The sequence below is a fragment of the Streptomyces venezuelae genome, assembly GCF_008642375.1.
In the GTDB taxonomy this organism is placed as follows: domain Bacteria; phylum Actinomycetota; class Actinomycetes; order Streptomycetales; family Streptomycetaceae; genus Streptomyces; species Streptomyces venezuelae_G.
On record NZ_CP029194.1, the window covers coordinates 6,343,549 to 6,362,562 of the forward strand.

Sequence of the window (19,014 nt, forward strand, 5' to 3'; positions counted from 1 at the left end):
CCGGGTGACGGACGGAAGGGGCGCCCCGCGAGTTCGCGGGGCGCCCCTTCGGCGTACGTACCGGAGAACCGTTACGGCAGCGCCAGCATCCGCTCCAGGGCGAGCTTGGCGAAGCTCTCCGTCTCCTTGTCGACCTGGATCTGGTTGACGAGGTTGCCCTCGGCCAGCGACTCCAGGGTCCACACCAGGTGCGGCAGGTCGATGCGGTTCATGGTCGAGCAGAAGCAGACCGTCTTGTCGAGGAAGACGATCTCCTTGTCCGGGTGCGCGTTGGCGACACGGCGGACCAGGTTCAGCTCGGTGCCGATCGCCCACTTCGAGCCGGCCGGGGCCGCGTCCAGGGTGTTGATGATGTACTCGGTCGAGCCCACGTAGTCCGCGGCGGCGACGACCTCGTGCTTGCACTCCGGGTGGACCAGCACGTTCACGCCCGGGATGCGCTCGCGGACGTCGTTGACCGAGTCCAGCGAGAAGCGGCCGTGCACCGAGCAGTGCCCGCGCCACAGGATCATCTTGGCGCTGCGCAGCTCCTCGACGGTGAGCCCGCCGTTGGGCTTGTGCGGGTTGTAGAGCACGCAGTCGTCCAGGGACATGCCCATGTCGCGGACGGCGGTGTTGCGGCCCAGGTGCTGGTCCGGCAGGAAAAGAACCTTCTCGCCCTGCTCGAAGGCCCAGTCCAAGGCGCGCTTGGCGTTCGACGAGGTGCAGATCGTGCCCCCGTGCTTGCCGGTGAAGGCCTTGATGTCGGCCGAGGAGTTCATGTACGAGACGGGCACGACCTGCTCGGCCACGCCGGCCTCGGTCAGCACGTCCCAGCACTCGGCGACCTGCTCGGCGGTGGCCATGTCGGCCATCGAGCAGCCGGCCGCCAGGTCCGGCAGAACGACCTTCTGGTCGTCGGTGGTGAGGATGTCGGCCGACTCGGCCATGAAGTGCACACCGCAGAAGACGATGTACTCGGCCTCCGGCTTGGCTGCGGCGTCGCGCGCGAGCTTGAACGAGTCGCCGGTGACGTCGGCGAACTGGATCACCTCGTCACGCTGGTAGTGGTGGCCGAGCACGAAGACCTTGTCCCCGAGCTTCTCCTTGGCAGCGCGGGCGCGCTCCACGAGGTCCGGGTCGGAGGGCGACGGCAGGTCGCCCGGGCACTCCACGCCGCGCTCGCTCTTCGGGTCGGCCTCACGGCCGAGCAGGAGCAGGGCGAGCGGCGTCGGCTGGACATCCAGGGGCTGGGCGGTGGTCACGACACGCACCCTTTCTTCGGGTCTTCGGGACAAGCCTTTTCGTCGAAATGACGCTATCTATCATAACCGCTTCACGTCACGTTGACGATGTCCATAGTGTCGATGTGACGAATTCGCCGTCCGCACTCGCGGACAGGGTGTGCGAGCATGAAAGGAGAAAGACCCGCTCGGCCCGGAATGAATCCGGGACACCGCCGGTTGCAACCGTCGGCAAGCAGTCTCCGTACACACCGGGAGAGAAGCAGATGTCCGTATCGGACGAGAAGACCACTGTCAGCGACGGCATCCTCCTGTCCGACGCCGCCGCGGCCAAGGTCAAGGCCCTCCTCGACCAGGAAGGCCGCGAGGACCTGGCCCTGCGCGTCGCCGTACAGCCCGGTGGCTGCTCCGGCCTGCGTTACCAGCTGTTCTTCGACGAGCGTTCGCTCGACGGCGATGTCGTGAAGGACTTCGACGGAGTCAAGGTCGTCACCGACCGCATGAGCGCCCCCTACCTCGGCGGCGCCTCGATCGACTTCGTCGACACGATCGAGAAGCAGGGCTTCACGATCGACAACCCGAACGCCACGGGCTCCTGCGCCTGCGGCGACTCGTTCAGCTAAGTCGCACCACCAGCACGAACGCGAGGGCGGCGGTCCGGGACTCCCGGACCGCCGCCCTCGCGGCATGTGCGCCCTGCGTGGTCAGCGGCGCGGCACGGCCTGCCCGCTCGCCCCGTCCACGACCGGCCGGTCGCCCAGCGGCCCGTCGAGCGTCACCGTCTTCGTCACCTCGACCGCGATGGCGATGCACGCCCTGCCCGGGTCGATGGGCGTCTCCTTCACCCGCACCGTGACCCGGTCCGCGCTCTCCGCCGCCGTCACCGTGTACTCACTGCACACCCCGCCCCAGAAGGTGACGGTCAGCTTCCGGCCGTCCCCCTCGGTCCGGTACGACTCGATCTGCCGCGCCGGAGAGGTGCCCTCGTCGGGCGTGGGCGTCGGCGTGGGCGAGGGCTTCACGGGCGGCGCGAGGAACTCCGGAGCCACCGCCGTCTGCGTCACCGTGTACGGCATCGCGCCCTCGGGGTCCGCCGTGAACAGCCACGCCGGTACGAGCAGCCGCTCGCCGGCCACGTCCTGCGCGGCCAGCCCGAACACCGCGCCCGTCACCGGCACCTGCTCCGGCGGCGCCATGTCCACGATCGTCTCGCAGGGCGCGCCCGGCGTGCCGGCCCCGGTCGCCGGCTCGCCCAGGTCCGGCCTGCCGACGTCCGGCACCGCCGTCCCGGGCTTCCCCGCCTCGGGCACCCCGGCCGGCGGGTCCGTGGCGCAGCCCCCGATGCCGATCGGGCCGGTGCCCTTCGAGGCCTCGTTCAGCTCGGCGAGCGCCTTCTCCGCCCCGATCACGGGGTACGTGGCGCCCTTCGCCGGCTCCTTGAGCATCCCGCTCCCGGCGACCGGCCGGCCGTCCGGTCCGATGTGGAGTCCCGTCGACCAGCCGTAGGTCGGCAGCCCGCCCACCACGGGCTCGGCGTTGACCACCCGGACCGAGCCGTTCATGACCTGGGTCGCCGACACCTTGGCGTCGTCCTGGCCGATCGCCTTCAGCACCGGCGCCGCCGCGGCCTTCGCCGCCGTCTCGCTCACCGGTGAACCACCGGGGGAGGGCTTCGTCTCGCCCGGCGGCGGGCAGGCCTTGCCCTTGAGACAGGCGTCGCCGGCCGGGCCGCCGTCGTACCAGGAGTACGTCCAGTTCCCCGGCGCCTTTTGCGCCACGTCGAGGCGCGCCCCCGAGCCGTCCTTCTCCGGCCGGATCGTCCAGACGTCACCGACCAGGGCGGGACTCCCGGGGATGCCCAGCGCTTCGGCCAGCCTGGTCACCTCCGCCGAGGTGACCAGGCCCTCGGGCCGGTGGACCGCGGCCGAGGAGGGCCCGTGGGGGAGTGGGCCCTTGGCTGTGTAGACGGTCCCGTTCGGACCGCCTCCGGGGTCGGGCTCGCCGGGGGCGATGCCCGTACCGCCGTCCGCGCCGCTCTCCAGGCGCAACAGCGGCGGCGCGGCCGCGCGGGGCGTTTCGGCCGTCCCGCCCGGTGTGGCCCCGCCCGGCGCCGTCGCCGCCATGGCGAGGTAGACCCCGCCGCCTCCGGCGAGGAGGACACCCGCCGCCACCGAGGCGGTGAGCAGCCTCCGCCGCCTCTGGCCGTTCTCCGTACCGCTCACCGCATCGCTCCCTCGTATCGACCGGACACGGGTGGGACGGAGCGGACGGGCGGACGGTTCCGTCCGTCAGCCGCCGTACTCCGCGGTGGCGGCGATCAGCCGCGCGGAGGCCGCCGGGACGACGACCCCGTGGATCAGCGCGGGGGAGACCGGAGCGGGTGCGGGGGAGACCGGGGACACCCAGTGAGGGGCCATCCGAGCACCGTCGCCGCACAGCTGGGCGAGGCTCAACTCGGACTCGTGGCGCTCGCGAGGAGCGGGGTACGTGGTCATGGGCGCACCGTATGCACGGGGGGGCTCCGGAGAAAAGGCCTACTCTGGGGTAGTTTCCACTGTTCGGCAGGACCGCCCCCACCCGGTAGCGTGAACTGTCGCCCGCCCGTCGCCCACCATCACCCTTCAGTCGAGCGCTTCGCGCGCCCTATCGATTTCCGCAGGAGCACCCCGCCGTGCGTATCGCAGTCACCGGCTCCATCGCCACCGACCACCTCATGACCTTCCCCGGCCGGTTCGCCGACCAGCTCGTGGCCGACCAGCTCCACACGGTGTCCCTCTCGTTCCTCGTCGACAACCTGGACGTGCGCCGGGGAGGCGTCGCGGCCAACATCTGTTTCGGCATGGGCCAGCTCGGCAGCACCCCGCTCCTCGTGGGCGCCGCCGGCTTCGACTTCGACGAGTACCGCGGCTGGCTCGACCGCCACGGCGTCGACACCTCCTCGGTGCGGATCTCCGAGGTCCTGCACACCGCCCGCTTCGTGTGCACCACGGACAAGGACCACAACCAGATCGGCTCCTTCTACACGGGCGCGATGAGCGAGGCCCGGCTGATCGAGCTCAAGGCCGTCGCCGACCGCGTGGGCGGCCTCGACCTGGTCCTCATCGGCGCCGACGACCCCGAGGCGATGCTCCGCCACACGGAGGAGTGCCGCTCCCGGTCGATCCCGTTCGCCGCCGACTTCTCGCAGCAGATCGCGCGCATGGACGGCGAGGAGATCCGCACGCTCCTCGACGGGGCCACCTACCTCTTCTCCAACGAGTACGAGAAGGGCCTCATCGAGTCCAAGACGGGCTGGACCGAGGCGGAGATCCTTTCCCGCGTCGGCCACCGGATCACCACCCTCGGCTCGCGCGGCGTCCGCATCGAGCGCGTCGGCGAGACCCCGATCGAGGTCGGCTGCCCCGAGGAGACGGCCAAGGTCGACCCGACCGGCGTCGGCGACGCCTTCCGCGCCGGCTTCCTGACGGGCCTGCACTGGGGCGTCGGCCTGGAGCGCGCCGCCCAGATCGGCTGCATGCTCGCCACGCTCGTCATCGAGACCCTGGGCACGCAGGAGTACACCCTGCGCCGCGCCAACTTCATGGACCGCTTCACCAAGGCCTACGGCGACGAGGCCGCCGCCGAGGTCCAGTCCCACCTGGGCTGACGCCCCGTGTGCGGCGGGCGGCTCAGGCCACCCGCCGCACCACGTACGCCACGCCGCCCCGTTCCGACGGCTCCTCGCCCACATACTCCTGGCCGCGCATCTCGCACCAGGCCGGGATGTCGAGCCGGGCCGCCTCGTCGTCGGCGAGGACGGTCACCGTCCCGCCGACCGGGACGTCGCCGATCACCTTCGCCAGCTCGATCACCGGGATCGGGCAGCGCCGGCCTAGCGCGTCCACCACGAGCGCGCCGGCCCCGGCCGCCGGCGCCGCGGGCTGGGCCGCCGGGGCGCCGAGCCGCTCCCGTACCCCCGCGACCACCCCCGGCAGCACGTCGAGGAAGCGGTCCACGTCCTCCGCCGGCGTGCCGGCCGGCAGCGACACCCGGACGTTGCCCTCGCTCAGCACGCCCATCGCGCGCAGCACATGGCTGGGCGTCAGCGTCGAGCTCGTGCACGACGAACCGGACGAAACGGAGAAACCCTCCCGGTCCAGCTCGTGCAGCAAGGTCTCTCCGTCGACATAGAGACAGGAGAACGTGACCAGATGGGGGAGCCGGGCCACCGGATCGCCCACCACCTCCACGTCCGGCACCAGCTCCGGCACCCGCGCCCGGATCCGGGCCACCAGGCCCCGCAGCCGCGCCGCCTCGGCCGCCGCCTCCGCCCGCACCGCCCGCAGCGAGGCCGCCGCCGCCACGATCGCCGGCAGGTTCTCGAAGCCGGGCGCCCGCCCCGACTCCCTTTCGTCCGCGGGGCCTTGAGGAGCGAACCGCACCCCCTTGCGTACGGCGAGGAGCCCCACACCCGCCGGGCCGCCCCACTTGTGCGCGCTCGCCGCGAGCAGCGACCAGCCGCCCTCCACCGGACCCCAGCCCAGCGACTGGGCCGCGTCCACGAGCAGCGGCACCCCCACCGCGCGGCAGGCATCCGCGACCTCGGCGACCGGCTGCTCGGTCCCCACCTCGTGGTTGGCCGACTGGAGACACGCCAGGGCCGTCCCGGCGTCCAGCGCCGCCGCGAAGACCTCCGCGTCCACCGCGCCCGACCGGCCCACCGGCACCTCGGTCACGGTGCCGCCCGCCGCCGTGTGCCGCTCGGCCGCGTGCAGGACGGAGGAGTGCTCGACCGCCGAGACGACGAGGCCGGTCCCGACACGCCGACGCCCCGCGAGGGCCCCGGAGATTCCCGCGTGAACCGCGCGCGTCCCCGAAGGAGTGAACACGAGCTCGTCGGGACGGCACCCCACCGCCTCCGCCGCGGCCTCCCGCGCCGCGTCGAGCAGCAGCCGGGCCCGCCGCCCCTCCCGGTACAGCCGGGCCGGATCGGCCCAGCCCTCGTCCAGGGAGGCGAGCAGCGCCTGGCGGGCGACGGGATGCAGGGGTGCGGCGGACGCGGCGTCGAAGTACGGCATCCGCCCACGGTAGGGCCGCCCCGCCCCGACCCGCCGAGGCACCCCTCCCCGACCCGCCGGACCGGCCCGCCCCGCGGCCCGCCCGACACGCCCGACGCGCCCGGCCCGCACCGCCGTCCACACATCCGTCCGCACATCCGTGCGTCACTCGTGAGCCCTCGTCAGAAGGCCCCCCAGGCACGATGCCAGACCGCCGAACGGCGGTCCTGGACCCCCCTCCGGAACCTTGGAGTCCACCCCTTCGGGGACTCGGACGGCGCGTTGGGCACCCTCCCCGCGCGACCCCAAATAGCGTCCAGTAGGGTTTGGTCCGCATAAACATCCAAACCCCTGCCCGCGGCCGGGGCGGCGACCGACCAGCGAGACGGACGGCCGTGGCCGACCACTGCGGGCCGAGACTCTCGGGAAGGCGCTACGTGAGTCCCAACGGCTCCGACCGCTCGTCGCGGCGCCCGATGCGGCGGAAGCTGCCGCAGGTGCTGACTGCGGGCCTGATCCTGGCGACAGCCACGGGCTGCTCGTACAACTGGGAAGACTTCCCCCGCCTTGGTATGCCCACCCCCGTCACGGAAGAGGCGCCTCGGATCCTCTCCCTCTGGCAGGGATCGTGGGCCGCCGCGCTCATCACCGGAATCCTGGTGTGGGGCCTGATCATCTGGTCCGTCATCTTCCACCGGCGCAGCAGGACCAAGGTCGAGGTACCTCCGCAGACCCGGTACAACATGCCCATCGAGGCGCTGTACACGGTCACCCCGCTCATCATCGTCTCGGTGCTCTTCTACTTCACCGCGCGCGACGAGTCGAAGCTCCTCGAGCTCTCCCCCAAGCCGGCGCACACGATCAACGTGGTCGGCTACCAGTGGAGCTGGGGCTTCAACTACGTCGAGAACGTGCCCGGTGTTGAGGGCGACGCCAAGACGGACAAGAACCTCGCCTCGATCCCGGACAAGTTCCTGGACGCGTTCCCGGAGAACGCGGGCGGTGTCTACGACGCCGGTATCCCCGGCGACCGGAACCCGCAGACCGGCAACCCGGGTCCGACCCTGTGGCTGCCGAAGGGCGAGAAGGTCCGGTTCGTCCTGACCTCGCGTGACGTCATCCACTCCTTCTGGGTGGTCCCCTTCCTCATGAAGCAGGACGTCATCCCGGGTCACACCAACTCCTTCGAGGTGACCCCGACGCGGGAAGGCACCTTCCTCGGCAAGTGCGCCGAGCTGTGCGGTGTCGACCACTCCCGGATGCTCTTCAACGTCAAGGTGGTCTCTCCGGAGCGCTACCAGGCGCACCTGAAGGAGCTGGCCGAGAAGGGGCAGACCGGCTACATCCCGTCTGGCATCGAGCAGACGGACCCGGCCAGGAATGCGGAGAAGAACCAACTGTGAGCATCCACAACGAAACCCAGGGTGCCGCCGCAGCTGAGGACTCGTACGAGAACGAGCTGCCCGTACGGCGCAAGCAGCCCGGCAATGTCGTGGTCAAGTGGCTGACCACCACCGATCACAAGACGATCGGGACGATGTACCTGGTCACGTCGTTCGCGTTCTTCTGCATCGGCGGCCTCATGGCGCTCTTCATGCGCGCCGAGCTGGCCCGTCCGGGTACGCAGATCATGTCGAACGAGCAGTTCAACCAGGCGTTCACGATGCACGGCACGATCATGCTGCTGATGTTCGCGACGCCGCTGTTCGCCGGATTCGCGAACTGGATCATGCCGCTGCAGATCGGCGCGCCCGACGTGGCGTTCCCGCGGCTGAACATGTTCGCGTACTGGCTGTACCTCTTCGGCTCCATCATCGCGGTGGCCGGCTTCCTCACCCCGCAGGGTGCGGCCGACTTCGGCTGGTTCGCCTACTCCCCGCTGTCGGACGCCGTCCGCTCGCCGGGTGTCGGCGCCGACATGTGGATCATGGGTCTGGCCTTCTCCGGCTTCGGCACGATCCTCGGTTCGGTCAACTTCATCACCACGATCATCTGCATGCGCGCTCCGGGCATGACGATGTTCCGTATGCCGATCTTCACCTGGAACGTCCTGCTGACCGGTGTCCTGGTCCTGCTCGCGTTCCCGGTCCTCGCCGCCGCGCTGTTCGCCCTGGAGGCGGACCGCAAGTTCGGCTCGCACATCTTCGACGCGGCCAATGGCGGAGCGCTGCTCTGGCAGCACCTCTTCTGGTTCTTCGGACACCCAGAGGTGTACATCATCGCGCTGCCGTTCTTCGGCATCGTCTCCGAGATCATCCCGGTCTTCAGCCGCAAGCCGATGTTCGGCTACATCGGTCTGGTGGCCGCGACCATCGCGATCGCCGGCCTCTCCGTGACCGTGTGGGCGCACCACATGTACGTCACAGGCGGCGTGCTCCTACCGTTCTTCTCCTTCATGACGTTCCTCATCGCCGTACCGACAGGCGTGAAGTTCTTCAACTGGATCGGAACGATGTGGAAGGGCTCGTTGTCCTTCGAGACACCGATGCTCTGGACGATCGGCTTCCTGATCACCTTCACCTTCGGTGGTCTGACGGGTGTCATCCTGGCCTCGCCGCCGATGGACTTCCACGTCTCCGACTCGTACTTCGTCGTCGCGCACTTCCACTACGTCGTCTTCGGCACCGTGGTCTTCGCGATGTTCGCCGGCTTCCACTTCTGGTGGCCGAAGTTCACGGGCAAGATGCTGGACGAGCGGCTCGGCAAGATGACGTTCTGGACGCTGTTCATCGGCTTCCACGGCACCTTCCTGGTGCAGCACTGGCTCGGTGCCGAGGGCATGCCGCGTCGTTACGCGGACTACCTCGACGCCGACGGCTTCACCGCGCTGAACACGATCTCGACGATCTCGTCCTTCCTGCTCGGTCTGTCGATCCTGCCGTTCATGTACAACGTCTGGAAGACCGCCAAGTACGGCAAGAAGATCGAGGTCGACGACCCGTGGGGCTACGGCCGTTCGCTCGAGTGGGCGACCTCCTGCCCGCCGCCGCGGCACAACTTCCTCACCCTGCCGCGGATCCGCTCCGAGTCCCCGGCCTTCGACCTGCACCACCCTGAGATCGCCGCTGTCGACCAGCTGGAGAACAAGGGGCACGTGGCCGAGGCCCTCACGAGCGGCAAGGAGGCCGGCAAGTGAAGATCCAAGGCAAGATGTTCATCTGGCTGAGCGTCTTCATCCTCGCCATGGCCGTCCTGTACGGCGTGTGGTCGAAGGAGCCGGTCGGCACCACGGCACTGTTCCTCGCGTTCGGCCTGTCCATCATGATCGGCTACTACCTGGCCTTCACGGCCAAGCGTGTCGACGCGATGGCGCAGGACAACAAGGAGGCCGACGTCGCGGACGAGGCCGGTGAGGTGGGCTTCTTCGCCCCGCACAGCTGGCAGCCGCTCTCGCTGGCCGTCGGTGGTGCGCTCGCCTTCCTCGCCGTCGCGATGGGCTGGTGGATCCTGTACTTCTCCGCCCCGCTGATCCTGGTCGGCCTCTTCGGCTGGGTCTTCGAGTTCTACCGCGGCGAGAACCAGAACCAGTAGCAGCAACGCACTAGCGGTACCCCGCTCCGCACGGAGCACCCCGAGGGGCCCGGACACTTCGTCACCGAAGTGTCCGGGCCCCTCGTTTGCAGCACTCGGCGCGCTGGCGCGGAGGATTGTCCTTAGCGTGAAGTCATGAACGACACGCCGCGCATTCGGACTGTTCTGAGCTGCACTCTTCTGGCCGTCACCGTCACCGCGACCGCCACGGCGTGCGCGGGCTCCGACGGCCATCCGCTGTCGGTGAAGCCCTACGACGCGGCGGACCAGCTCGCCATCAGCGCCGACAGCGGCGGTGCCAAGGTGAACCCGGAGAAGCCCCTGGAGATCTCGGCCAAGGGCGAGGACGGCCGTATCACCGACGTCACCGCCACCGATGCCGCAGGACGCCATCTGGCGGGCGAACTCACCGCCGACGGGCAGCGCTGGCGCTCCACGGCCTCCCTGGCGGCCGGCACGCGCTACACGGTCCGGGTGGCCACCGAGGACGAGGACGGCGCCCCAGGGGCCCGTACGTACACGTTCGAGACGTCACCGGCCAAACGGGCCCTGACCGTCACCTTCGGGCCCGAGGCGGGCACGTACGGCGTCGGACAGCCCATCACCGCCGACCTGAGCCTCCCCGTGAAGGACAGGGCGGCCCGCGTGGTCGTCGAGCGGGCCCTCAAGGTCCGCTCCACCCCCGCCGTCGAGGGCTCCTGGTACTGGGTGGACGACAAGAAGCTGCACTTTCGCCCGAAGGAGTACTGGCCCACCGGCACCCGTGTGACGGCCACCGCCAACCTGGACGGCCTCAAGGTGGGGGACAAGCTCTACGGCGGCGCGTCCAAGCCGCTGAAGCTCTCCATCGGCGACCGGATCGAGGCGGTCGCGGACGCCGGGTCGCACTACATGACCGTCCGGCGCAACGGAGAAGTGATCAACACCATTCCGGTGACCACCGGCAAACCGGGCTTTTCCACCCGAAACGGCATCAAGGTCGTGCTCGGCAAGGAGTACTACGTCCGGATGCGGGGCACCAGCATCGGCATCGCGGAAGGCAGTTCGGAGTCGTACGACCTGCCGGTCTACTACGCCACCCGGGTGACATGGAGCGGTGAATACGTCCACGCCGCGCCCTGGTCCGTCGGCTCGCAGGGCGTGGCGAACGTCAGCCACGGCTGTGTCGGCATGTCGACCGGGAACGCGGCCTGGTTCTACGAGACCGTGCGCCCCGGCGACATCGTCAAGACCGTCAACAGCTACGGCGACACGATGGACACCTTCGGCAACGGCTTCGGCGACTGGAACCTGCCGTGGGACAAGTGGCGCAAGGGCAGCGCCCTGGTGGCGGAGTCCGGGGACCCGACAGCCACCGAGGACGCCAAGGCCCGCCTGCGGCCCTCGATATAGCTACGCGTCGAGCGACAGGCGGGAACGCAGCAGGGACGCCAGGGACGCCGCGAACTCCACCGGTTCCACCGGAAGGGTGATCGCGGCGTCCGCGCGGCTCCAGGTGGCCAGCCAGGCGTCCTGGGGGCGCCCGATGAGCAGCAGCACCGGCGGGCAGCGGAAGATCTCGTCCTTGATCTGCCGGCAGACGCCCATGCCGCCGGCCGGCACCGCCTCGCCGTCCAGGACGCACACGTCGACTCCGCCCTCGTCCAGGCGCTTCAGCACCGCGGGCAGCGTCGCGCACTCCACGAACTCGACCGGGGGGACGTCGGCCGCGGGCCTGCGCCCGGCGGCGAGGCGCACCTGTGCGCGGGTGTTCGCGTCGTCGCTGTAGACCAGGACCGTGGCACTCGACTGCATCGTTCCTCCGTGGGGAAGTCCGTGGGAAGGTCGTCGATCGATGCGCGGGATGCTACTCCGGTCCACACCCCGTCAACACCCGTTCAGCACCTGTTCGAAGGGCCTTCCGATGGGCCGTTCGGGCTGGACACGCCCCCCTGACACTCCGAACGGCACCCCCCGGAGTGAGGGCGGGATAAGCGACCGACATAATGTCGGTCGTGGCGACAGTAACGACAGTAGAAACAGGGCACGCGCACCCGTCGGTCAATCGACCGAACCTCACCAGCGTCGGAACCATCATCTGGTTGAGCTCCGAGCTGATGTTCTTCGCGGCCCTCTTCGCGATGTACTTCACCCTGCGATCGGTGACCGGTCCCGACTATTGGAAGGCTCAGGCGGAACACCTGGCCTTCCCGTTCTCGGCGACCAACACCACGATCCTGGTGCTCTCCTCCCTCACCTGCCAGCTCGGCGTTTTCGCCGCCGAGCGGGGCGACGTGAAGAAGCTCAGGACGTGGTTCATCATCACGTTCGTGATGGGTGCGATCTTCATCGGCGGCCAGGTCTTCGAGTACACCGAGCTGGTCAAGGACGCGGGCATGTCGCTCTCGTCCGGCCCCTACGGCTCCGTGTTCTACCTGACCACCGGCTTCCACGGCCTGCACGTGACGGGCGGTCTCATCGCCTTCCTGCTGGTCCTCGGCCGGACGTACGCCGCCAAGAGGTTCACCCACGAGCAGGCAACCGCCGCCATCGTCGTGTCCTACTACTGGCACTTCGTCGATGTCGTCTGGATCGGCCTCTTCGCCACGATCTACATGATCAAGTAATCGGTCACCGCCTCATGGCGGACCGAGACATCCAGCAAGCATCGACGCAGAAGATCCTGACACCGGGGTAATCCGTGAAAAAGCTCTCCGCACGACGACGCCATCCGCTGGCGGCGGTCGTCGTCCTCCTACTCGCGCTGGCGGCCACTGGGGGGCTGTACGCCGCGTTCGCGCCCGCGGGCACGGCGAAGGCCGATGAAACCGCCCAGTCCCTCGCGATCGAGGAGGGCAAGAAGCTCTACTCCGTCGGCTGCGCCAGCTGCCACGGAACCGGCGGTCAGGGCACCTCTGACGGCCCGTCCCTGGTCGGCGTCGGTTCGGCCGCCGTCGACTTCCAGGTCGCCACGGGCCGCATGCCGGCCCAGCAGCCGGGCGCCCAGGTCCCGAAGAAGAAGAACATCTACTCGCAGGCCGAGATCGATCAGCTTGCGGCGTACGTGGCCTCCCTCGGTGCCGGTGCGATCACGCCGACCGAGAGCCAGTACAACCCTGCAGGGGCCGACATCGCCAAGGGTGGCGAGCTGTTCCGCAGTAACTGTGCCCAGTGCCACAACTTCACCGGTGAGGGCGGCGCGCTGAGCAACGGCAAGTACGCCCCCAGCCTCGAAGGCGTGAGCCCGAAGCACCTCTACGAGGCCATGCAGACCGGCCCGCAGAACATGCCCTCCTTCCCGGACACGACCATGCCGGAGCAGGAGAAGAGGGACATCATCGCGTACGTCCAGGCCGTCAACGGCGAGAAGGCCGATAACCCGGGCGGTCTCTCGCTCGGTGGCCTCGGCCCCGTCTCCGAGGGCCTGTTCGCCTGGGTCTTCGGTCTGGGTGCGCTGATCGCAGTTGCCGTCTGGGTCGCGGCCCACACCGCTAAGGCCAAGAAGTCATGAGTAGCCAAGAGATTCCAGAAGAGAACCTGCCGGCAGGGCAGGACACCGCGCACGGCGCGGTGATGGTCGCCGACGACCCGTTCGCCGACCCGGGCCTTCCGCCCCACAAGCCGCGTATCCAGGACATCGACGAGCGGGCCGCCCGCCGGTCCGAGCGTGCGGTCGCCTTCATGTTCGTGCTGTCGATGCTGGCCACTGTCGGCTTCATCGCCTCGTACGTGATCTTCCCGGTCGACAAGATCGTGTACATCTGGCCCTTCGGCCGGGTGTCCGCGCTCAACTTCGCCCTCGGCTGGACCCTCGGCCTCGCCCTCTTCTTCATCGGCGCGGGGGCGGTCCACTGGGCCCGCACCCTGATGTCCGACGTCGAGGTCGCCGACGAGCGTCACCCGATCGCGGCGTCGCCCGAGGTCAAGGCGCAGGTCATGGCGGACTTCGCGGCCGGTGCCGCCGAGTCCGGCTTCGGCCGCCGCAAGCTCATCCGCAACACGATGTTCGGTGCGCTCGCGCTCGTCCCGCTCTCCGGCGTGATGCTCCTGCGTGACATGGGTCCGCTGCCCGAGAAGAAGCTCCGGACCACCAAGTGGGCCCGCGGCAAGCAGCTGATCAACATGAACACGCACGAGCCGCTGCGTCCCGAGGACGTCGCGGTCGGTTCGCTGACCTTCGCGATGCCCGAGGGCATGACGGAGCACGACCACGACTTCCAGGTCGAGATCGCCAAGGCCGCCCTGATGATCGTCCGGATCCAGCCGGAGGACATCAAGGACAAGCGCGAGCTCGAGTGGTCGCACGAGGGCGTCGTCGCCTTCTCGAAGATCTGCACCCACGTGGGTTGCCCGATCTCCCTGTACGAGCAGCAGACGCATCACGTGCTCTGCCCGTGCCACCAGTCCACCTTCGACCTCTCCGACGGCGCCCGCGTCATCTTCGGCCCGGCCGGTCACGCCCTCCCGCAGCTGCGGATCGGCGTGAACGACAAGGGCTTCCTGGAGGCGCTCGGCGACTTCGACGAGCCCGTCGGTCCTGCCTTCTGGGAGCGCGGATGAGCACCGTGACCGATACGACGAAGAAGGCGCCCGCCGGTGAGCGGGTCGCCGACTGGGCCGACGGTCGCCTGGGGATCTACACGCTGGCCAAGGCCAACATGCGGAAGATCTTCCCGGACCACTGGTCCTTCATGCTGGGCGAGATCTGCCTCTACAGCTTCCTCATCATCATCCTGACGGGCGTCTATCTGACGATGTTCTTCCACCCGTCGATGAACGAGGTGGAGTACGTCGGACCGTACGTCCCGCTCCAGGGACAGCTGATGTCCGAGGCGTTCAACTCGACCATGCACATCTCCTTCGAGGTGCGCGGTGGTCTGCTGATCCGGCAGATCCACCACTGGGCGGCGCTGATCTTCCTCGCCGGCATGTTCGTGCACATGATGCGCGTGTTCTTCACCGGTGCGTTCCGCAAGCCGCGTGAGATCAACTGGCTGTTCGGCTTCCTGCTGTTCTTCCTGGGCATGTTCACCGGCTTCACCGGTTACTCGCTCCCGGACGACCTGCTCTCCGGCACCGGTGTCCGCTTCATGCAGGGCGCGATCCTGTCGGTGCCGATCGTCGGCACCTACCTCTCGATGTTCCTGTTCGGCGGGGAGTTCCCCGGCGGCGACTTCGTGGCCCGGTTCTACTCGGCGCACGTGCTCCTGCTGCCCGGCATCATGCTGGGCCTGGTGGTCGCGCACCTCATCCTGGTGGTCGTCCACAAGCACACGCACTACGAGGGCCCCGGCCGCACGAACAAGAACGTCGTCGGCATGCCGCTGCTGCCCGTGTACATGGCGAAGGCCGGAGGCTTCTTCTTCCTGGTCTTCGGTGTCATCGCGGTCATCTCGGCGGTCGCCTCGATCAACCCGATCTGGGCCCTCGGCCCGTACCGCCCGGACCAGGTGTCCACCGGCGCCCAGCCCGACTGGTACATGGGCTTCGCCGAAGGCCTGATCCGTGTCATGCCGGGCTGGGAGATCAACCTCTGGGGCCACACGCTCGTCCTGGGCGTGATGATCCCGCTGGCGATCTTCCCGGCGGTGCTCGGCGCGATCGCGGTGTACCCGTTCATCGAGTCCTGGATCACCGGCGACAAGCGCGAGCACCACATCGCGCAGCGCCCGCGCAACGCTCCGACGCGCACCGGCTTCGGTGTCGCCTGGATCACCGCGTACATGATCATGCTCGTGGGTGGTGGAAACGACCTCTGGGCGACCCACTTCCACCTGTCGATCAACTCGATCACCTGGTTCGTGCGGATCTTCTTCTTCGTCGGCCCGGTCATCGCGTTCATCGTCACCAAGCGGATCTGCCTCGGCCTCCAGCGCCGGGACAAGGACAAGGTGCTGCACGGCCGCGAGTCGGGCATCATCAAGCGCCTGCCGCACGGTGAGTTCGTCGAGGTCCACGAGCCGCTCAGCCAGGGCGAGCTGCACCGCCTCACGGCGCACGAGCAGTACGAGCCCGCGGAGCTTCCGCCGGCCGTCGACGAGAACGGCGTGGAGCGCAAGATCGGCGCCATGGAGAAGCTCCGGGTCAAGCTCAACAAGGGCTACTACGGCGCCGACAACCAGGTCGCCAAGCCCACCTCGGAGGAGTACAAGGAGATCCAGAGCGGCCACGGCCACCACTGATCACCTGACCTCCCACTGAAGCAGGTCGCCACGGTGAGAGCCCCGTCCATTCGATGGACGGGGCTCTTCGCCGTCCCCGGGGGTCGATAGGGTGAGTGTCGTTACCTGTTACGCACGCAACAGACCTGAGGAGCGGCCATGAGCGCTGTGCACCCCGCTGGAGGCGACTTCGCGGCGGGCCGCTCCTGGCCCGTCGTCCTGGACGGTCTCCTCTCCGGTCGTGACCAGAGCGCCGACGACACGGCCTGGGCGATGGACCGCATCCTCCGCGGCGAGGCCACCGACGCCCAGATCGCCGGTTTCGTCGTCGCCCTGCGCGCCAAGGGCGAGACCGTGGAGGAGATCACCGGTCTCGTCCGGACCATGTACGAGCACGCCAACACGATCGAGGTCCCCGGCCCCTCCGTCGACATCGTCGGCACCGGAGGCGACGGCGCCAAGACCGTCAACATCTCCACCATGTCGGCGATCGTCGTCGCCGGCACCGGAGCCAAGGTCGTCAAGCACGGCAACCGGGCCGCGTCCTCCGCGTCCGGCGCCTCCGACGTCCTGGAGAAGCTCGGCGTCAATCTGCAGCTGACCCCGAAGCGGGTCGTCGAGGTCGCGGAGGAGGCGGGGATCACCTTCTGCTTCGCGGTGAAGTTCCACCCCGCGCTGCGGCACGTCGCCACGGCCCGCAAGGAGCTGGGCATCCGGACCGTCTTCAACTTCCTGGGCCCGCTCACCAACCCGGCCCGGGTCAAGGCCCAGGCGACCGGTGTCGCCGACCCCCGGATGGCCCCGATCGTCGCCGGCGTCCTCGCCGACCGTGGTTCCTCCGCGCTCGTCTTCCGCGGCGACGACGGCCTCGACGAGCTGACCACCACGTCCACCTCGCGGGTCTGGATCGTCCGGGACGGTTCGGTGCGGGAGGAGGCCTTCGACCCCCGGGACGTGGGCATCGAGATCGTGCCGGTGGAGGCCCTGCGCGGCGCCGACGCCTCGTACAACGCAGACGTCGCCCGACGGCTGCTCGCGGGGGAGACCGGACCCGTACGGGACGCGGTGCTCCTCAACTCGGCGGCGGCGCTCACCGCCCTCGAACCGGGCGACGGCACCCTTGTGGAGCAGCTGCGGGCCGGTATCGCGAAGGCCGCCGAGGCGATCGACTCCGGTGCGGCCGGCCGGGCGCTTGAGCGCTGGATCGCCGCCAGCAACGCGTAGTTCACCCCTGGCGGGTGACCCGCTCAGACCCCGGTCCAGCATGCGGACCGGGGTCTTGCGCATCCGCGATCATGTGGCAGGATGCATGCCAGGTCATGAGTGACAGCTACGAAGCCCCGGCTTGCTGTCCGGCAACCCTCCGTCCGTGGCGGGGTGCCCCGGGTGAAGACCAGGCCGTGGACAGCAAGGTCCACGGCAAGCGCGGACCCCTCGACACACCAGGGGTCCTGGTCTCTCGAGGAGCGTTTTCCGTGAGCAAGCGAATGCGATAGGGCGAATCCGCCCCTACTTCACCCTCGGAAACAGGGTCACTTCCGCGTACCCGTGTGCGCCCCTGTCGTCTCCGAGGCATCACCCGTACCCCGCCGTGTCCGGCCGCGTACGGGATCACCGAAGCCGATCCGCACCGCCCGCCGGGAGATACCGCCATGTCCGCATACCCGAACGCCGCCGTCGACACCGCCTCCGCCGAGACCTCCGTCGAGACCTCCGGGTCCGCCGACCCCTGCTGCGCCGCCCCGCTGCCGGTCCTCGGCCGGGACGTCACCGTCCCGCTCGTCACCGGCGGCGAAGTGACCTACGCGGCGCTCGACTACGCCGCCAGCGCCCCGGCGCTCCAGCGGGTGTGGGACGACGTCGCCGCGTACGCCCCCTACTACGGCAGCGTCCACCGCGGCGCGGGCTACCTCTCCCAGCTCTCCACCGACCTCTTCGAGAACAGCCGCGCCACCGTCGCCGAGTTCCTCGACTGCCGCCCCGGTGACCAGGTCGTCTTCACCCGTTCCACCACCGACTCGCTCAACCTGCTCGCCCGGGCCGTCCCGGCCGGCTGCGAGGTCTTCGTCTTCGAGACCGAGCACCACGCCTCCCTCCTTCCTTGGCAGGACGCCCGCGTCACCTGCCTCAACGCGCCCCGCACCCCGGCCCAGGCCGTCGAGACCCTGGAGCGGGCGCTCGCCGACCGCGACCCCTATGGTCCCGCCCTGGTCTGCGTCACCGGCGCGTCCAACGTCACCGGTGAGCTGTGGCCGGTGAAGGAGCTCGCCGCCGCCGCCCACGCCCACGGTGCCCGGATCGTCCTCGACGCCGCCCAGCTCGCGCCCCACCACCCCGTCTCCGTGCAGGAACTGGACGTGGACTGGATCGCCTTCTCCGGACACAAGCTGTACGCGCCCTTCGGCTCGGGCGTCCTCGCGGGCCGCTCCGACTGGCTCCAGGAGGCCGAGCCGTACCTCGCCGGGGGCGGTGCCTCCCGCAAGGTGGCGCGCCGCGCCGACGGCGGCGTCGACGTCGAGTGGCACACCACCGCGGCCCGCCACGAGGCCGGCTCCCCGAACGTCATCGGCGTCTACTCCATCGCCTCCGCCTGCAAGGCGCTCACCGAGGCCGGCTTCGACCGGCTCGTCGCCCGCGAGCAGCACCTGATCGACACCGTCCGCGCGGGCCTCGCGGAGGTTCCCGAGGTGAAGGTCCTCTCGCTCTTCGGCGACGACGCGCCGCGCGTCGGCGTCATCTCCTTCGTCGTGGAGGGCTGGAACAGCTCCCACTTCGCCGCCGCGCTCTCCGCCGAGTACGGCATCGGCGTCCGCGACGGCCTCTTCTGCGCCCACCCGCTGGTCCGCACCCTCCTCGGCAGCGAGCCGCAGGACCCGGGCGAGTGCGGCGCCCCCGAGGCCGCGCCCGGCGAGCGCTCGCTCAACGCCATCCGGGTGAGCTTCGGCGCCGGTACGCCGGACGAGCACGTGGAGCGGTTCGTCGGCGCCGTGAAGGAGCTCGTGCGGGACGGCGCGCAGTGGAAGTACCGCACCGAGGACGGCCGCTGCGTCCCGGACCGCGGCTGACCGGTCACTCGTACGGGTG

17 protein-coding genes and 1 riboswitch are annotated in these 19,014 nt (G+C 69.5%); of the genes, 12 read left to right on the top strand and 5 right to left on the bottom strand.

Annotation, left to right across the window (positions count from 1 at the left end; genetic code table 11):
• Nucleotides 1–71: 71 nt before the first annotated feature.
• Nucleotides 72–1,253 (bottom strand): quinolinate synthase NadA, encoded by a 1,182-nt coding sequence (gene nadA / locus DEJ46_RS29020; protein WP_150271045.1) that lies wholly within the window; start codon nucleotides 1,251–1,253, stop codon nucleotides 72–74.
• Between the two features lie 236 nt (nucleotides 1,254–1,489).
• On the opposite strand from nadA, the gene DEJ46_RS29030 reads away from it, so the two are divergent.
• Nucleotides 1,490–1,846: a HesB/IscA family protein gene (locus DEJ46_RS29030; RefSeq protein WP_015033024.1), complete on the top strand. Its 357-nt coding sequence runs from the start codon at nucleotides 1,490–1,492 to the stop codon at nucleotides 1,844–1,846.
• Nucleotides 1,847–1,927: 81 nt separating this feature from the next.
• Here the strand turns inward: DEJ46_RS29030 and DEJ46_RS29035 are convergent, their stop codons facing one another.
• The gene (locus DEJ46_RS29035; RefSeq protein WP_150271048.1) at nucleotides 1,928–3,445 is read right to left on the bottom strand and encodes a hypothetical protein; all 1,518 of its coding nucleotides are present in this window, start codon (nucleotides 3,443–3,445) and stop codon (nucleotides 1,928–1,930) included.
• A gap of 66 nt (nucleotides 3,446–3,511) precedes the next feature.
• On the bottom strand, nucleotides 3,512–3,718 hold the full coding sequence (locus tag DEJ46_RS29040) for a hypothetical protein (protein ID WP_055643988.1): 207 nt from the start codon (nucleotides 3,716–3,718) through the stop codon (nucleotides 3,512–3,514).
• A 176-nt stretch (nucleotides 3,719–3,894) separates the two neighbouring features.
• On the opposite strand from DEJ46_RS29040, the gene DEJ46_RS29045 reads away from it, so the two are divergent.
• On the top strand, nucleotides 3,895–4,869 hold the full coding sequence (locus DEJ46_RS29045) for a carbohydrate kinase family protein (protein ID WP_150271050.1): 975 nt from the start codon (nucleotides 3,895–3,897) through the stop codon (nucleotides 4,867–4,869).
• Nucleotides 4,870–4,891: 22 nt separating this feature from the next.
• Here DEJ46_RS29045 and DEJ46_RS29050 read toward each other — a convergent pair whose 3' ends face one another.
• Entirely contained in the window at nucleotides 4,892–6,280 is a 1,389-nt protein-coding gene (locus DEJ46_RS29050) for a cysteine desulfurase/sulfurtransferase TusA family protein (RefSeq protein ID WP_150271051.1), read from the bottom strand.
• 416 nt (nucleotides 6,281–6,696) lie between these two features.
• Here DEJ46_RS29050 and coxB point away from each other — a divergent pair, with 416 nt between their 5' ends.
• From coxB to DEJ46_RS29070, 4 genes are all read left to right on the top strand, one after another.
• Nucleotides 6,697–7,662, top strand: coding sequence for a cytochrome c oxidase subunit II (gene coxB / locus DEJ46_RS29055; protein WP_150271052.1), 966 nt, complete (start codon nucleotides 6,697–6,699; stop codon nucleotides 7,660–7,662).
• Nucleotides 7,659–9,395: a cytochrome c oxidase subunit I gene (gene ctaD, locus DEJ46_RS29060; RefSeq protein ID WP_150271055.1), complete on the top strand. Its 1,737-nt coding sequence runs from the start codon at nucleotides 7,659–7,661 to the stop codon at nucleotides 9,393–9,395. The genes coxB and ctaD overlap by 4 nt, the downstream gene beginning before the upstream one ends.
• Entirely contained in the window at nucleotides 9,392–9,790 is a 399-nt protein-coding gene (locus tag DEJ46_RS29065; RefSeq protein ID WP_150271057.1) for a cytochrome c oxidase subunit 4, read from the top strand. The genes ctaD and DEJ46_RS29065 overlap by 4 nt, the downstream gene beginning before the upstream one ends.
• A 135-nt stretch (nucleotides 9,791–9,925) precedes the next feature.
• Nucleotides 9,926–11,182 (top strand): Ig-like domain-containing protein, encoded by a 1,257-nt coding sequence (locus tag DEJ46_RS29070; RefSeq protein WP_150271059.1) that lies wholly within the window; start codon nucleotides 9,926–9,928, stop codon nucleotides 11,180–11,182.
• On the opposite strand, the gene DEJ46_RS29075 is transcribed toward DEJ46_RS29070, so the two are convergent.
• Nucleotides 11,183–11,584 carry a hypothetical protein gene (locus tag DEJ46_RS29075; protein WP_055643994.1) on the bottom strand — a complete coding sequence of 134 codons (402 nt, stop codon included), beginning with the start codon at nucleotides 11,582–11,584 and terminating at the stop codon, nucleotides 11,183–11,185.
• Between the two features lie 191 nt (nucleotides 11,585–11,775).
• Here DEJ46_RS29075 and DEJ46_RS29080 point away from each other — a divergent pair, with 191 nt between their 5' ends.
• The 6 genes from DEJ46_RS29080 to DEJ46_RS29105 all read left to right on the top strand — a co-directional run bounded on the left by DEJ46_RS29080 (nucleotide 11,776) and on the right by DEJ46_RS29105 (nucleotide 18,995).
• The gene (locus DEJ46_RS29080; protein ID WP_150271061.1) at nucleotides 11,776–12,396 is read left to right on the top strand and encodes a heme-copper oxidase subunit III; all 621 of its coding nucleotides are present in this window, start codon (nucleotides 11,776–11,778) and stop codon (nucleotides 12,394–12,396) included.
• 74 nt (nucleotides 12,397–12,470) lie between these two features.
• A complete protein-coding gene (locus tag DEJ46_RS29085; protein WP_150271063.1) occupies nucleotides 12,471–13,280 on the top strand; it encodes a c-type cytochrome in 810 nt (269 codons plus the stop codon).
• Nucleotides 13,277–14,329 carry a Rieske 2Fe-2S domain-containing protein gene (locus DEJ46_RS29090; RefSeq protein WP_150271065.1) on the top strand — a complete coding sequence of 351 codons (1,053 nt, stop codon included), beginning with the start codon at nucleotides 13,277–13,279 and terminating at the stop codon, nucleotides 14,327–14,329. The genes DEJ46_RS29085 and DEJ46_RS29090 overlap by 4 nt, the downstream gene beginning before the upstream one ends.
• On the top strand, nucleotides 14,326–15,951 hold the full coding sequence (locus tag DEJ46_RS29095) for a cytochrome b (protein WP_150271066.1): 1,626 nt from the start codon (nucleotides 14,326–14,328) through the stop codon (nucleotides 15,949–15,951). The genes DEJ46_RS29090 and DEJ46_RS29095 overlap by 4 nt, the downstream gene beginning before the upstream one ends.
• 138 nt (nucleotides 15,952–16,089) lie before the next feature.
• A complete protein-coding gene (gene trpD, locus DEJ46_RS29100) occupies nucleotides 16,090–17,154 on the top strand; it encodes an anthranilate phosphoribosyltransferase (RefSeq protein ID WP_150271068.1) in 1,065 nt (354 codons plus the stop codon).
• 91 nt (nucleotides 17,155–17,245) lie between these two features.
• Nucleotides 17,246–17,362: riboswitch (SAM riboswitch) on the top strand.
• A 220-nt stretch (nucleotides 17,363–17,582) separates the two neighbouring features.
• Nucleotides 17,583–18,995: an aminotransferase class V-fold PLP-dependent enzyme gene (locus DEJ46_RS29105; RefSeq protein WP_190622951.1), complete on the top strand. Its 1,413-nt coding sequence runs from the start codon at nucleotides 17,583–17,585 to the stop codon at nucleotides 18,993–18,995.
• The last annotated feature ends 19 nt before the right edge of the window (nucleotides 18,996–19,014 follow it).